The sequence below is a fragment of the Micrococcus sp. TA1 genome (assembly GCF_014199555.1).
In the GTDB taxonomy this organism is placed as follows: domain Bacteria; phylum Actinomycetota; class Actinomycetes; order Actinomycetales; family Micrococcaceae; genus Citricoccus.
This window is the reverse complement of the sequence record NZ_JACHNW010000001.1, coordinates 55,570-70,995: the sequence shown is the minus strand read 5'-3', so window position 1 is coordinate 70,995 and position 15,426 is coordinate 55,570. Positions and strand designations below refer to the sequence as shown.

Genomic DNA, 15,426 nt, shown 5'->3' with positions numbered 1-15,426 from the left:
CGGCTGGCCCTCTTCCATTTCCGAAAGTTCTCACGACACCCCAATTCCATGCTCACGTGAGACACCACCGATCAGCAAGGTCGCCGCCCGCTTGCGTAACGCGAGAACGTTATTTACAACATGTCCGAAGGGACTGCTGCACCGATAGGTGACAGGGTGGGTCAGGCTGCCTAAGCGGCAGCTGTGGTCATGATGGTCTCGTATTCGATGGGGGTCAATCGGCCCAGGGATGATTGCCTGCGGCGGCGGTGGTAGGTCCGCTCGATCCAGGTGACGATCGCGAGCCGCAGCTCCTGGCGGGTGGCCCACCGGCGACGATCCAGGACGTTCTTCTGCAGCAGCGCGAAGAAGCTCTCCATCGCGGCGTTGTCCCCGGCCGCCCCGACCCGGCCCATGGAACCGACCATGGCGTGGCGGTGCAGGGCGCGCACGAACTTTCGGCTTCGAAATTGAGATCCTCGGTCCGTGTGGACCACGCAGCCGGCCACGTCACCGCGGCGGGCGACGGCGTTGTTGAGCGCCGCGACCGCGAGCCGGGACTTCATCCGGTCGCTGATGGAGTAGCCCACGATCCGGTTGGAGTACACGTCCTTGATCGCGCAGAGGTAGAGCTTGCCCTCCGCGGTGCGGTGTTCGGTGATATCGGACAGCCACAACGCGTTCGGCCCGTCGGCGGCGAACCGGTGACGGGTCGCGCCGTGCTCGTCGAGGTAGGCGCACAGGTCGTCGTGGACCGGAGGGCCAGGCGTCTTGCCGTTCTTGCCGCGTTTCTTGCCGAACGCCGACCACCAACCGTTGGTCGAGCAGATCCGCCAGGCGGTGCGCTCGGCCATCGGTTCACCGGCATCCCGGGCCTCCTCAACCAGGTACCGGTAGCCGAACTCCCGGTCATCGGTGTGGGCGTCGAACAGGGCGTTGGCGCGGTAGGCCTCGGTGAGTTCGGCGGTGGCGACCGGGGTGGCGAGCCAGCGGTAGTAGGGCTGGCGGGAGAGCTTCAGGACCCGACACGTCACCATGACGGGGATACCGTCGGCGGCGAGCTCCTTCACGAGCGGGTAGAGCCTTTTGACGGCAGGTTGGCCTGCGACAGGTAGGCCGCCGCCCGGCGCAACACCTCGTTCTCCTGCTCCAGCAACCGGATGCGCTTCTTGGCCTCGCGCAGTTCCGCGTTCTCCGCTGCGGGCGTTCCGGGCCGGGCGCCGTCCTCGACCTCGGCCTGGCGTATCCAGTTGCGCACACAGGACTCGGCGATGCCGAAATCCGCGGCGATCTGCTTGATCGTTTGGCCTGCTTCACGGTTGCGGACGACGTTCACGACGTCGTCGCGGAACTCCTGGGGATAGGGCTTGGGCACGGTGTTCATCCTTCCAGCAACGCCTCACAGCGTCACAGATCAGATGTCACCTATTCGTGCAGCAGTCCCGAATGCCCCGAAGTGCATCTTGGTGCCAGAGGTGTGCCAACGGATCTAGTGCTTTGCCCTCCGTGCTCGGGGCGTCAATGCGTGTCAGCGTCGGGTCAGGTCAGTGTGGGATCTCGGCGGTGCCGGCGGCAGGTGGAGTAATGACGGATGCGCCTCTGCTGGCTCTGGGAACTGGGCAGGCCAGTCATGTCCTTACCGGACGCCATGGAGGTAAAGCCACAGGGCGACGAGAGGGCTCAACTGGCGCTTCAGGGATCAAATCGGAGCGTCGACAAAGGCGTCCCGCGACCGCTCAAGTCTCCGCGGCGAATCCTGGGGTGTGTTTGTGTTCCCAAGAAAAACGCGTCACACCCTGTGGCACATGTGGGAGCTACAGGATAGCTATGGTTCTCGACAAGGTGGGAATCCGGTGGGCAGAAGTCGATCCCACTCAAGACGATGCCGTCCTGGACTAGAGCACCGATGACCTCAACTTCAGCCCCCCATCTGCATCGTCCAGGACAGCACCAGCAACGACCACCGGTTGGGCTTTCGTCCCGATCATATTGACCGCATCGCTGCACCCCCAATCTAGCCGCCCAGGCAATCAACTTACGGTACGACAACCTCAGGATTATTCGGTCCCGTGGGCGGGTAGAGAACCGGTGGGTGGGCTCCGTCCCACGGACCGGGCAGAGGGATCTCGTACGACGCGCTGTGAAACTGCGCCACGCTGCCGGTGCAGCGCGCGTCTGCGAAGCTGACGTCACCGCCCGTGAACCGTGCCTCGTTGAAGTTCACGGCCCCTCCGGCCACTTTTGCGAGTTGGAAGTCGACCTCTCCTCCCGTGAACTGTGCACCGTGGAATGTGACGGTCCCGCCGTCGATTCTCGCGGCCATAAAGTTGACATGCCCGCCAGTGAACTTCGCAGCGATGAAGTCGACCTCCCCGCCGGTGATGTGGGCGAAATGGAAGCTGACCTCGCCGTCAGTGAACTTGGCTATTCCGAAACTGATGTCCCCGCCGGCGATTGTCGCAAACTCGAAGTTGACGTTCGCTCCGGTGAACTGCGCCCCCTGGAAGATGAGGTTCCCTCCGGTGAACCTCGCAGATTGGAAGCCGACATCCCCTCCGGAGAACCTCGCGTCCCGAAAGGTCACAACGCCACTCGTGAACTGAGCACTGTTGAAACTAACAGTGCCTCCGGTGAACTGTACGTCTGCGAAGCTGTGGTCCCCCGCGAAGGTAGCCCCGGTGAAGTCGAAGTCCATTCCGCACCAGGAGGACGCTTCATCCGGGTCCTGTAGGTGAGCGGCGATTACGCGTGTGATCGTCTGCCGCACCTCATTCTCGCTGCGCTTTTCCGTATCCTCTGCGCTCTTCAACTGAGGAGTCCGGAAATACGCACAGAGAAGTTCGACGCACACCTGAGCATCTTGCCTGTTGGACCGGGCGAGCCAGTCATCCGCCAAAGCAGCCAGGGAATACACGCCGGCTAGGCGGACGGCAGCCGACTCATGGCCTAATTGCTCGGCTGCCGCCGCATACCGATCGCGCAGCCGCGAGACCTTCTCAGCATCATGGCGTTCCTGGTCCCGGTCGTACCGGTCCCGCTCCAGATGATGACGACCTTGCTCCAAGTCGTACCGCTTTTGCTCCAGGTCATAACGTTCCTGCTCCAAAGCATGCGTGGCATCCAGGTTCTTCTGACGCAAGACTCCAATGGCTCCGGCCGCTCCGCCACCTAACAGCACCGCAGCGGGCACCGCACTTCGCAGAAGACTGCCGAGCCTCCGATTCTCGTGGACCATCCATGGCAAATCCTCGCCTGCGGCGGCTGCAAGCAACACCACCACCAGGTAAGTGGCAACGGCCAAAATCACCATGCCCAAGAGCGCCCACCGCAGGATTGCCCACGTGGAGACTTCCCTATCTGGTTTCTCAGAATCGTCTTCCCCAGGTTTCAACTAGCGCCTTTCCAACCCCACCGCAGCGACCGAATCGGATAGAAGCCTGTCACACCACGGGAGACTCCCCGAACATGGCTCCTCCCCGGAACAGCGGGCCTTGTGCCGAATTAGGGGTACCTACAGATCAGCGACCCGGTGCGGGTTGATTCGCATTACACTGACGCAGCACTCAGCCCAGACCGGGTCGCATTGCGGATGCCAGACCTATGATGACTGATCAAGTGTTTTGCGACCGAGCTCGGGACGAACGCCGTATGTCGTCCGGTGAAAGGCTACCCACCTGGCCACATGGGCTAGGTGGAGGGCGTCGGCCCTATGCATCCGGGAAGATCATGTGCTTGTTCTTCTCCAGAAACTCCCGCCTCCTCTGGTCAGCTTCTTCGGCCCGGTTATGCAGGACCAGAAGGGGATCGTCAACCCGCCTGACCACGACGGGGCCAACGGCCCAGTTCCTACCCTGAGCCTCACTCCGAGCGTCATACGCCTCGAGAAGTTCTTCCGTCGCGGTCTGGTGAGCGCGCAGCAGATCCTTGTATTGATTGCGGATCATGACCTCACGAGGGACGTACTGAGCACGGCACGAGCACTCACCCCACTCTGTAGGATCTTGGGTCGGTTTCTGGCATCCGGATTGATCGTGATAGTCCTCAGAATGATTGCAGGTGCAATTTCCGATTAGGGGCATATGGGAAAAATACAGGCGGGTGAGCATAATCTCGAACTGGACCGCTAATGGCGTAACAGTGCTGAGGGAGTGCCCCTATGAAGTTTCTAAATATCGTCTAGGGGGCCGCGCCGACCTTTACTGGCCACCCAACGTATACAGCGCCAAATCCACGTCGCGGTTCGTCCATTCCAGCGCGACCTGCTCACGAAGACTATCGATAGTTTCCATGTAGGTTGTGTACGTGTACCAGCGGGGAATTCTGCCGTTGATGAGGATGGACAGCCCCGTGCGTGCACGCCGGTCATAAACCGCCATTCTTTGGGGAGCCGCCGCCGTGAGGATGGCGGAGGCTACTGCATGCCCGTGACCACAACCGGGCAGCTCTCCTAAGATTCGGCGTGCGATATCGGCGGCATGGGCTAAGGGCACGGACTCATTCAGCGCCGCCTCCCTCGCACGAGCTGTACTTGCACGCACCTCGCTTTTGGGAGTACCCATGAGCTTGGCCATCCACGGGGTATTGGCCTGGAGTCGCTTCCACGCCCCAAGGGTCCCGATGTCGGCCTTGCCCAGACAGCCCAAGGCCTAAGCGCGGGCGGACACTTCCGTGAGGACCTCGTCGTAGTGGGGCGAGGCTTGCTCGTCGTACTTAGTCCTGACCGTCTGCAGCTGATTCGCCATGCGGGTCATAGACGCAACCTACTATTCGTGCCCTTCCCTCTGAGCGGTCCCGGATAACTTCGGTCCCGACTGTGGCCATTCTGTGGCCGCAGGCGCAGTAACGTCGCATCACGAGGGGGCACGAGACAGATGCAAATGCCCGTGATTCCGGGGAACTTGGGACACACCAGGACTTACCGAAACCCGCCATTCCGGGGTCGCCGAAACTTGAAAACCAGTGTGCGGTAACCCCGTGCCAAGGGTTCGAATCCCTGACCATCCGCTCTCCGCGGCATCACGCGCCGCATGCTCGCCTGTCAGACCTGGAACTGGTCCGCCGGGCCACAGCACCTGACGTAAGCCCTCCCGTTATTTTCGGCGTCACCGAGACTTCATGCGGGGGTGGTGCGATGATGGGACCGTCGTCTTTCTCGGACGGCGGTCGTCCACGCCGGAATCAGCCCCGTCGCCGGCTGGAACGCACCGTTTCTGGGGCACCAGAGGAACCACAGACTGATGCAGCCAAGGAAATCCTTGCTGGCCGGTGTGCTCACCGCGGGGCTCGTCATCGCCCCTGCTGCAGTGCTCCCGGCCTCCGCCGACACCACCGTCCCGACCGTGACCGCCGAGGAGGCCATCGAGGCCGCCGCCGTCCCGGCCGCAGAGGGCACGGAGAAGATCTCGCTCCTGAGCTTCAATGACTTCCACGGCGCCCTGTCCCCCGACTTCTCCGGCACGCAGTTCGCCGACACCGTGGAGGACTATCGCGCCGCGTTCGAGGCCGCCCAGGGTGAGGGGTCCACCCTGTTCACCAGCGCCGGGGACCTGATCGGCGCCTCGGCCTCGGTGTCCAACGTCCAGCAGGACGAACCGACCCTGGAGATCATGAACGCCCTCGGCCTGGACGTCTCGGCCGCCGGCAACCACGAGTTCGACAAGGGCCTGGACGACCTGCAGGACCGCGTGCTGGAGATCGCGGACTTCGACGTCCTCGCGGCGAACTTCGTGGACCCGGAGACCAAGGACCCGGTCCTGTCCTCCCACGAGGTGTTCGAGGTGGGCGGCGTCACGGTCGCCGTGATCGGTGCCGTGCCGAACAACCTCTACGCCACCACCACCGGCGCCGGCCTGGAGGGCAACGAGGTCCCGTACCACGTGGACGCCGTCAACGAGGTCGCCCGGATGCTCTCGGACGGCGTCGAGGACGAGGACAACGAGGAGGCCGACATCATCGTGGCCTCTTACCACGACGGCGCCGACGGCAACGGCTCGCTCGAGGAGGAGACCGCCCGCTCCGAGGTCTTCGAGCGCATCGTCAACGACACCGACCCGGCGGTGGACGTGATCTTCAACGGCCACTCACACCAGGCCTACGACTACGACACCACCGTCCCCACCGAGGACGGCACCAAGAACCGCCCGGTGGTGCAGGCAGGCCAGTCCGGCAACCTGCTCGCCGCCGTGGAGCTCGAGATCGACGCCGAGACCTCCGAGGTCCTCGGATACGAGTCCTCGCTGATCGAGCAGTCGGAACAGGACGCCGCAGCCGCAGCCGCGGAGTCCGAGGCCACCGCCGCCGTCTACGCCCTGGAACAGGCGGCCGTCGCGGAGTTCGAGGAGCTGCAGAAGACCGAGATCGGTGAGATCGACGCGTCGATCACCACCGACTACCAGGTGCGCATCGCGGAATCGGGCTCCTGGCGTGCCGGCGGCACCCGGCGGCAGGAGACCACCCTGGGCAATTGGGCCGCCAATGCCCTCAAGGACAGGGTCGCCCTGTCCAACCCCGCCGTCGACCTGGGCGTGACCAACTCCGGCGGGCTGCGCGCCGAACTGCTGTACGACCGGTTCACGGCGGGCGGTGAGTTCACCGCCAAGCCGACCGCCGCGCACGGGAAGGTGACCCTCGGTGAGGTCCTCGACTTCGCACCGTTCGGCAACACCCTGGTCTACTTCGACCTCCCGGGATCCTCGATCAAGCAGGTCCTCGAGGAGAACTGGCAGAACGGCCAGAAGACCAACCACCTGGGCTGGTCCGAGGAGCTGACCTACACCTTCGACGAGTCCCGTGCCCAGGACGACAAGGTCACCGGGATCTGGATCGGCGGCGAGCCGGTGGAGATGGACCAGATGTACACCATCGCCACCCTGTCCTTCCTGGGTGACACCTCCTGGGTCGGCACCGGCAACCGCGCCCCCGACGGCTACGAGGGCTTCGCCACCGGCCAGCAGGGCTACGTCGACCTGGGCATCATGGACAACCAGGCGTACCAGGAGTACATCCAGGCGCAGACCGCCGCCACCGGTGACATCCGCCCGGACTTCTCCAAGAACTCCGTGCAAGTGACCGGCGCACCCGGGACAGTGGCCCCCGGTGAGGAGATCGTCCTGACCCTGGACGACCTCGAGCTGGACTCCGACGGTGCCGGGGACGCCACCGGCGTCGCCGTCGCCTTCGAGACCGCCGACGGCACGGTCACCGAGCTCGGCTCCCAGGCCATCGCCGCCGAGGGCGAGACCGCCACCCTCACCGGGATCTCCGCTCCCGGGACCGCGGCCGAGGGCACCCTGGTCATGACCGTGACCTACGACGACCGGTACGCCTCCACCTCCGAGGTGCGCCTCCCGCTCAGCGTCACCGGCACCGGCCAGCCGGGTGCCGGCACGGACAACCCGAACAAGGGGCCCGGCAACGACAGCGGCCGGGACAACCCGAACAAGGGCCCCGGCAACAACAGCGGCAACCACGACGGCGGCCGCGCCCCCGGTGCGAACCAGGGCAACGGCACGGTCCCGCGCTCGTCCTGACCCGACGCACTGACATGGACGGAACACCGGCCGTCACGGTGATGCCCCCGGGATTCGTCCCCGGGGGCATTGCCGTCCCCGGGCCCGGCCGGAGGGTACCGCGCCGCCGTCCCCCCGCGGCCAACCGCCGGACACCGGCCGTTCAGCGTCGCATGTGACCATGTCAACCGTCCTTCACCGCTCGCACCCCACCGAAAGTGACTCCATGAAGACCACCCACCGACTGACCGCCGTCGGGGCCTCGTTGGCCCTGCTGGCCGCGGCCGTCGTCGTCCCCGCCCAGGCCTCGCCGGACGGTGACGACGTCGTCATCAGCGAGGCCTACACGAACGGCGGGTCGGCCAACGCCGTCTACACGCACAAGTTCGTCGAGCTCCACAACCCCACGGACTCCCCGGTCTCGCTGGAGGGCTGGTCCCTGCAGTACCGGTCCTCCGGCGGCAGCTCGGCCCCGACCGGCGTCGCGCGGCTCTCCGGTACGATCCCCGCCCAGGGGTACTACCTGGTCCAGGGCAGCTCGAACGGCTCCGCCGGCCGGGCCCTGCCCGCCCCGGATGCCACCACGGGCGTGTCCTTCTCTGGCACCAGCGGGACCCTGGTGCTCTCCGACCAGTCCGCGGCCCTGACGGGACTGTCCACCGGTTCGGTCCTCTCCGGCCGGGACGAGCGAGTGGTCGACCTGCTGGGCTACGGTTCCTCGAACACCTTCGAGACCGCCGCGGCGCAGTCCCCGTCCGCCAACTCGGACCCGAGGTCGATGAACCGTGCCGCCGGTGGTGTGGACACGGACGACAACTCGGCCGACTTCAGCCTGTCCGGGACCGTGACGCCGGCGAACTCCTCCTCACAACCGGGCGACCCCGGTGACCCGGCCGACCCGGCACCCGAGGATCCCGTCACCCCCACCGAGGTCACCCCCATCGCCCGGATCCAGGGCTCCGGGGAGACCACCCCGCTGGCCGGGCAGGTCGTGACGACCCGCGGCGTGGTCACCGCGGTGTACTCCACCGGCGGCTACGAGGGCTACTACCTGCAGACCGCCGGCACCGGCGGTGACGCCGGTGCCGGTGACGGCGACGGCGACGGCGCCTCGGACGGCCTCTTCGTCTACTCGCGGGACACCGTGGACGACGTCGCCCTCGGTGACCACGTCCAGGTCACGGGCACGGCCGGCGAGCACTACTCCCTGACGCAGCTGACCGTGGCCGACGGCGGCGTGAAAATCCTCGACGAGGACGCCGCGGTGGAACCCACGGAAATGGAGTTCCCGCTCACCGAGGCCGAGAAGGAGGCCCACGAGGGCATGCTCATCGCTCCCGCCGGCGACTGGACGATCACGGACAACTACGACGTCAACACCTACGGCTCGCTGGGCATCGTGCCCGGGGACAGCCCGCTGCTGAACCCGACGACGGTCGCCGAGCCGGGTGCCGCGGCCCAGGCCGTGATGGCCGAGAACGACGAGAAGCTCATCGTCCTCGACGACGGCGCCGGCACGAACTTCATGCGCTCCCCCGGGAACCAGGACGCCCTGCCGTACCTGGACCTGGACGACCCGGTGCGCGTGGGCTCCGGAGTCGACTTCACCACCCCGGTGATCCTGGACTTCCGCTACGGCGCCTGGAGCTTCCAGCCGCTGGCGCACCTGACGGACGAGAACGCCGACCAGGTCCAGCCCGCCCGGTTCGAGGACACCCGGACCGGGGAGGAGGCGCCCGCCGAGGTCGGCGGCACCGTCTCCGTGGCCACGTTCAACGTGCTGAACTACTTCACCACCCTGGGGAACCGGTTCGAGTCCTGCGAGGCCTACGAGGACCGCGAGGGCAACCCCATCACGACCAACCGCTGTGATCCCCGCGGCGCCTACGACGAGGTCAACCTCGAACGCCAGCAGGCCAAGATCGTCGAGGCCGTCAACGGGCTGGACGCCTCGGTCATCGGCCTCGAGGAGATCGAGAACTCCGCCGCCTTCGGGCAGGACCGGGACCACTCGCTGGCCACCCTGGTCGAGGCGCTGAACGCCGACGCCGGCTCCGAGAAGTGGGCGTATGCCGAGACCCCGTCGGTCACCCCGGACCTGGCCTCCCAGGACGTCATCCGCAACGCCTTCATCTACCAGCCGGAGGCCGTGGAGACGGTCGGGGAGTCGGTGATCCTCGACGACCAGGTCGCCTTCGACAACGCCCGCGAGCCACTGGCGCAGGTGTTCCAGCCCGTGGACGGGGATGAGTCCACCCGGTTCATCGCCATCACCAACCACTTCAAGTCCAAGGGCTCGGGCTCCGGCGAGGGCAACACGGACATCGGCGACGGCCAGGGTGCCTCCAACGCGGACCGCGTGGCCCAGGCGGAGGCCCTGGTCGCCTTCGCGGCGCAGCTGCAGGACAACACCGGCGTGGACAAGGTCCTGCTCATCGGCGACTTCAACTCCTACGAGAAGGAGGACCCCATCCGGGTCATGGAGGACGCCGGGTACGTCTCGCAGGCCCCGAAGACCGGTGAGCACACCTACGCCTTCGACGGCTCGGTCGGCTCCCTGGACGGCATCCTCACCAACGCCGCCGCCGAGGCCACGGTGACCGGTGCCGACGTCTGGGACATCAACGCCGACGAGTCCGTGGCCCTGGAGTACTCGCGCTACAACTACGTCAACGAGATGCTCTACGCCGCAGACCAGTGGCGTTCCTCGGACCACGACCCGGTCCTGGTCGGCCTCGACCTCGCACCGGCCGACGCGGAGGAGCCGGGCGAACCGCGCGAACCGGGCAACGGCGCGGACAACCCGAACAAGGGCCCGGGTCACAACAGCGGCAACCACGAGGGCGGCAACGCCCCGGGCCAGAACAACGGCGCGGGCCAGGACAACGGCGCGGGCACCCCGGGCCGGGGCGGGGACCACCCGCACGGGGGCCCGGGCCACGACCATGGCCAGGGCACGGGCGGCGGCCACCCCGGCCGTCCCTGATCCGCAGGCCGCTCCACCCCGCTGAGACTGGCTGACGCCCCGGCCGCGGGGACGGTGCCCCCGGGACCTGACCGGTCCCGGGGGCCCCGTCGTCAGCGGCCCAGGAGCTCCCAGACCGCGCGGGCGGCCGCGTCCGCATCACCGAGCGTCCGGGCGCGGCCGTCCGGGTCCTGCCCGGCCTCTGCGGCGATCGCGGTGCCCCACTGCACGGAGGCCAGCTGCAGGCCGAGGACGAACACGCGCTCGTGCACCCGCCCCTGGGCGTCCTTGAGCCGGTAGGGCCGCCCCGTGACGTCGAAACCGCGCCCCGGAAGCACCTCCCCCTCCTCGTCCTCCACCGCGTACGGCACGGCCGTGCCGTCCTTCAGCAGCGAAGCCACCAGGGCCGAGGAGGACTGCTGCACCCGGTTCGCCGGCATCATCGCCTCGACCATCCACCGCCCGTGGTGCACGTCCAGCGCGGCCTCGTCGGTGCCCACCTGCGGGCTGGAGACCGTGAACAGGGACCGGCCGGCGTCGGCCTCGAACTGCGGGTCCGGCCCCACGAACCGGACCAGTCCGGCCCGGGCCAGGGCCAGCAGCTGCTCCACGCGCAGCAGGGGCGGTCCGGAGGCCAGCCCCTCGACCAGGACCTCGAACCATCCGGACACGTCCCGCCGGCGGGAGGCATCGGTGATGCGCCGCTCCGCTACCAGGCGCTTCACCTCCAGCCGCGCGGCGTGCAGGGTGCCGATCGCGACCATCAGCGGGGAGTCCTCCCCCGCCGCGGCCTCGGCGCAGACACCCGCCAGGAAGTCGACGACCTCCTCCTGGTACTCGGCCCCCGAGTCGAACACCTGCCGTTCGAACGGCCGGGCGAGGGCGCGGATGTCCAGGAAGGGCATCCCCGGCTGGTAGGTGTGCAGCAGCTCCTGGGCGTGGTGCGCGGTCACTGGCTCGCCGCGGCCTGCGGCCTCGAACTGGCCGACCAGACCCGCGAGGAACTCCCCCGCACGCTCGGCACCGCCCAGGACCTCCGGTCGGGTCCGGGCCATGGTGAAGTAGTAGGCCCGCACCACGTCGCGGTGGATCAGCGGCCACAGGTGCACCATGAAGTCGAGCGTCCCGTGCTCGTCCTGCAACCGGTCCACCTCCTCCGGGACCAGGTACTTCAGGGACACCGCGTGCGGGACGAACGTCTCCAGTTCGGCCTTCGGCAGGTAGCAGACCCCCCGGCGGGAGGCCGGGTGCATCACCGGTTCGCGACCGGACGGCTCGTAGCGCAGGGCACGGCCCGGCCCGTCCCCGCTGTCCACGAACCGCCCGCCCCGGCCCAGCGTCAGCTGCGCCATCGCGTCGAAGAAGTTCAGCCCCATGCCACGCACCAGCAGGTCCTCCCCCGCGGGCACGGCGTCCCAGTCCACCTCGGCCGGCAGGTTCGGCCCCCGGTAGTCCAGCCCCAGTTCGGCGGCCGAGGACCGCAGCGCCTGCTGCTCCCGGTTCAGCCGGGCCGGGACATGGCCCAGGCCCAGCACCAGGGCGTCCGCCTCCAGCGTCCGGCCGTCCTGCAGGCCCAGCCGGACCCCGCCGTCGGGGCGCGGTTCCAGGCACTCCACCTCGGTGCGTTCCCAGGTGATCGTCCCGACGGCGCCGCTGGCCTCGAGCGCCCGGGTCACCTCCCAGTACAGGTCGGACAGGTACAGGCCGTAGACCGCTCGGGGCGGGTAGTCGGTGCGGTCGAGGTCACCGGCCCGGTCCGGGTAGGACATCCGCCACTGGTCGAAGGTCTGGCCCGCGGAGGAGGCGCGCAGTCCCGGGGTGCCGGCCGCGGCCGCCGTCGGGAAGAAGGAGGGGGTGTTCATCAGCAGCAGCGGCGACTGGTCGGTGCGCCAGACCCGGCCAGGGCCCGGGGCGTGCGGGTCCAGCACCACGATGTCCACCACCGGTGCGGACGGGCCCGTTCCCGCGTCCCGTGTCTCCTCGATCACCGCCAGGAGCCGTTCCAGGAACGAGGTGCCCCGAGGTCCGGCTCCGACGACGGCGATCCTGGCCGGGTGCGGAACGTCGGGAGTGGGCGGCATGGGCGGTGTCCTCTCGGGCCGGGATGGGTGCTGTCCCCCAGCCTAGGGGGGAGGACCCGGCCGGACGCAGTCCGTGGTCTGATGGAGGGATGGCGAAGACACCCCCCGTGACCGGCACCGATGACGAGTTCCTCTGGCTCGAGGACATCCACGGCGAGCGCCCCCTGGAGTGGGTGCGCCGGCAGAACGCCCGGACCGAGGCGCAGCTGGACACGGAGGGCTTCCACCGCCTGCGCGACCAGGTGACCGAGGTCCTGGACGCCCCGGACCGAATCCCCCACGTCAGCAAGCGCGGCGGGATGTACTACAACTTCTGGCGGGACGCCGAACACCCCCGCGGGGTGTGGCGGCGCACCGACTGGGAGTCCTACCTGGCCGGGGACCCCGACTGGGACGTGCTGCTGGACGTCGGCCGGCTCGCCGAGGAGGAGGGCACCCCCTGGGTCTTCTCCGGTGCCCGGCTGCTGCGCCCGGACTGGGACCGCGCGCTGGTGCGCCTGTCCCCGGACGGGGGTGACGCCGTCGCCGTGCGCGAGTTCGACCTGGCCGCCCGGGCGTTCGTTCCCGCCGGCGGCCGGCCCGGGGACGGCGAGCCGTCCGCGGGCACGGATGCGTCCCTGCCGGGCTTCAGCCTCCCGGTGGCCAAGACCCAGGCGTCATGGATCGACCGGGACCACCTGCTGGTCGGCACCGTGACGGACCCTGATCCCGACGCCGGCGACGCCACCCAGTCCTCCTACGCCAGCACGCTGCGGATCCTGGCCCGGGGACAGTCCCTGCAGGAGGCGCAGACCGTGTTCTCGGTGGACCGCGGGCACGTGGCGGCCTTCGGCGGCCACGACTCGACACCGGGGTGGGAACGCACCGTGGCGATCGACGCGATCGACTTCTACCGCTCCACCACGTGGCTGCGGGACCCGGAGGCCGACGGCCCGCGGCCGGGCTGGCGGCTCGTGGACGTGCCCGAGGACGCCGAGGTGGACGTGCACCGGCAGTGGCTGGTGCTGTTCCTGAAGTCGGACTGGGACCGGAGCCTGCCCGACGGGACCACCGTCCGCCATCCCTCCGGCTCCCTGCTCGTCTGCACGGTGACCGGCCTCCTCGGCGGGACGGAGGAGCCGCAGCTGGCCTTCGTGCCCGGCCCCGAGGCCACCCTGTCCTCCTGGTCCTGGACGAGGTCCCACCTGGTGCTGACGGTCTTGCGCCACGTGGCCTCCTCCGTCCTGGTCCTGCCCCAGTCGTTCCTGGGCACCCCGGATGCCGCGGCGAGCGCCCGGCCCCTGGTCCTGCAGACCCCCAATCCCGCCGACCCCTACCTGACGCTCTCGGTCGGGGCCGTGGACGACGAGGACGAGGACTGCGGCGACGACCTGTGGATCACCGCCACCGGAGCCCTGACGCCGCCGACCCTGCTCCGGGCCACCCTGCCGGCGGTCCTGCCCGCGGCCCCGTCGACCGGGCCGGCCGGGTCGGCCGGGTCGGGCGCCCCGGGCCCGGGGACCGGTGCGGCCGGCGTCGTCCCCGCGCTGGTGACCGTGCGCACGGCCCCGCACCGCTTCGACGCCACCGGGCTGTGCGTGCGGCAGTTCTTCGCGGTGTCCGCGGACGGCACCCGGGTCCCGTACTTCCAGGTCGGTCCTGAGGACCTGGCGGCCGACGGGACGCACCCGGTGCTGATGGACGGGTACGGCGGCTTCCTGGCGTCCAAGCTGCCGGCCTACTCCGGTGTCCACGGACTCGGCTGGCTGACCCGGGTCAACGACGCCGGACGCAGCGGGATCCACGTGATCGCCAACATCCGCGGCGGCGGGGAGTACGGGCCGGTCTGGCACCGGGCGGCACTGCGGGAGAACCGGCACCGGGCCTACGAGGACTTCGCCGCGGTCGCCCGGGATCTCGTGCGCCGCGGGGTCACCGACCGCGCCCACCTGGCGGCCACGGGCCGGTCGAACGGAGGGCTGCTCATGGGCGTGATGGCCACCCGGTACCCCGAACTGTTCGGCGCGCTGAGCTGCGGGGTGCCGTTGCTGGACATGCGCCGGTACACGGCGCTGTCCGCCGGGCACAGCTGGATCGCCGAGTACGGGGACCCGGACGATGCCGACCAGTGGGAGTTCATCCGGACCTTCTCCCCCTACCACCTGCTGCTGGACGAGCCGGTGGCGGACGCGGCGCAGGGCCGGGACGGGGCCGGTGCGGGCAGCGGGCACCCGGACCTGCTGGTGTGGACGGCCACCTCGGATGACCGGGTCGGGCCGGTCCAGGCGCGCAAGATGGCCGCGCGGATGCAGCGCCTCGGGGTGCCGAACGCGTGGTTCCACGAGGACCTGGAGGGCGGGCACGCCGGGGCGAGTGACAACCGCCAGGCCGCGGCCATGCACGCCAGGTCGTTGGAGTTCCTCTGGCAGTCGGTCGGTGACGGCGCCCGGGTCCCGGCGGTGTGCCAGGACGCCGGGACGGCCGATCCCGCAGGCGTCGGCGGGCCCGCACGGTGACCCGGCCGGGGCGCGCTTTGATTCGGAGCGCCCGAGGCGGCTAACATGGCATGGTTACCGGCCGTCGAGCCGGTGGCCGAAGGAGACGTGCCAGAGCGGCCGAATGGACTTCACTGCTAATGAAGGGCCCGGCGAAAGTTGGGCCGGGGGTTCAAATCCCCCCGTCTCCGCCCGCGATGCCGCGGGACCCGTTGTCCGGGTCCCGCGGCATCTCTCGTTCCGGCGGTCTCTCCGGACCTCCCGCCGGGGCACCGCCCCTACGCCTCCCCTCCGTCCGGGCTGCGGTCCGACGCCTCCGCGAGGGGCCTCCGCATCGACGTCCGTGACCTTGGCGGATCCTCTGAAGAGGCTGGTAAGTCCCTGTTTAAAGAGACAAGCCCCCGGGTGGTGTGCCTAGC

The 15,426-nt window shown here is 68.7% G+C and carries 7 protein-coding genes and 1 tRNA gene; 4 read left to right on the top strand and 4 right to left on the bottom strand.

Going from position 1 to position 15,426, the window contains the following annotated elements:
• Positions 1-170: 170 nt before the first annotated feature.
• The 3 genes from GGQ69_RS00250 to GGQ69_RS00240 form a co-directional block, all read right to left on the bottom strand.
• Positions 171-1,354 (bottom strand): IS3 family transposase gene (locus GGQ69_RS00250; RefSeq protein WP_183523301.1). Its coding sequence is split into 2 segments (ribosomal slippage): positions 171-1,067 and positions 1,070-1,354, totalling 1,182 coding nucleotides; the frame shifts between segments, so codons are not numbered across the junction.
• 660 nt (positions 1,355-2,014) lie between these two features.
• Complete coding sequence (locus GGQ69_RS00245; RefSeq protein WP_183523299.1) at positions 2,015-3,295, bottom strand: pentapeptide repeat-containing protein; 1,281 nt, start codon at positions 3,293-3,295, stop codon at positions 2,015-2,017.
• A gap of 880 nt (positions 3,296-4,175) precedes the next feature.
• Positions 4,176-4,550 (bottom strand): hypothetical protein, encoded by a 375-nt coding sequence (locus GGQ69_RS00240; protein WP_221243323.1) that lies wholly within the window; start codon positions 4,548-4,550, stop codon positions 4,176-4,178.
• A gap of 666 nt (positions 4,551-5,216) precedes the next feature.
• Here GGQ69_RS00240 and GGQ69_RS00235 point away from each other — a divergent pair.
• Complete coding sequence (locus tag GGQ69_RS00235) at positions 5,217-7,508, top strand: bifunctional UDP-sugar hydrolase/5'-nucleotidase (protein ID WP_255459360.1); 2,292 nt, start codon at positions 5,217-5,219, stop codon at positions 7,506-7,508.
• 205 nt (positions 7,509-7,713) lie between these two features.
• Positions 7,714-10,473 (top strand): ExeM/NucH family extracellular endonuclease, encoded by a 2,760-nt coding sequence (locus tag GGQ69_RS00230; RefSeq protein ID WP_183523297.1) that lies wholly within the window; start codon positions 7,714-7,716, stop codon positions 10,471-10,473.
• Positions 10,474-10,565: 92 nt separating this feature from the next.
• Here GGQ69_RS00230 and GGQ69_RS00225 read toward each other — a convergent pair whose 3' ends face one another.
• Positions 10,566-12,533: an FAD/NAD(P)-binding domain-containing protein gene (locus GGQ69_RS00225; RefSeq protein WP_183523295.1), complete on the bottom strand. Its 1,968-nt coding sequence runs from the start codon at positions 12,531-12,533 to the stop codon at positions 10,566-10,568.
• A gap of 89 nt (positions 12,534-12,622) precedes the next feature.
• Here GGQ69_RS00225 and GGQ69_RS00220 point away from each other — a divergent pair, with 89 nt between their 5' ends.
• Both GGQ69_RS00220 and GGQ69_RS00215 read left to right on the top strand, forming a co-directional pair.
• Entirely contained in the window at positions 12,623-15,028 is a 2,406-nt protein-coding gene (locus GGQ69_RS00220; RefSeq protein WP_221243322.1) for a prolyl oligopeptidase family protein, read from the top strand.
• An 81-nt stretch (positions 15,029-15,109) separates the two neighbouring features.
• Positions 15,110-15,198, top strand: a tRNA-Ser gene (locus GGQ69_RS00215).
• Positions 15,199-15,426 lie beyond the last annotated feature (228 nt).

Bases quoted from the DNA above. Each gene is read 5' to 3' on its own strand.
- GGQ69_RS00220 (WP_221243322.1), top strand. From the start codon at position 12,623: ATGGCGAAGACACCCCCCGTGACCGGCACCGATGACGAGTTCCTCTGG.
- GGQ69_RS00230 (WP_183523297.1), top strand. From the start codon at position 7,714: ATGAAGACCACCCACCGACTGACCGCCGTCGGGGCCTCGTTGGCCCTG.
- GGQ69_RS00235 (WP_255459360.1), top strand. From the start codon at position 5,217: ATGCAGCCAAGGAAATCCTTGCTGGCCGGTGTGCTCACCGCGGGGCTC.
- GGQ69_RS00240 (WP_221243323.1), bottom strand. From the start codon at position 4,550: ATGGCCAAGCTCATGGGTACTCCCAAAAGCGAGGTGCGTGCAAGTACA.
- GGQ69_RS00225 (WP_183523295.1), bottom strand. From the start codon at position 12,533: ATGCCGCCCACTCCCGACGTTCCGCACCCGGCCAGGATCGCCGTCGTC.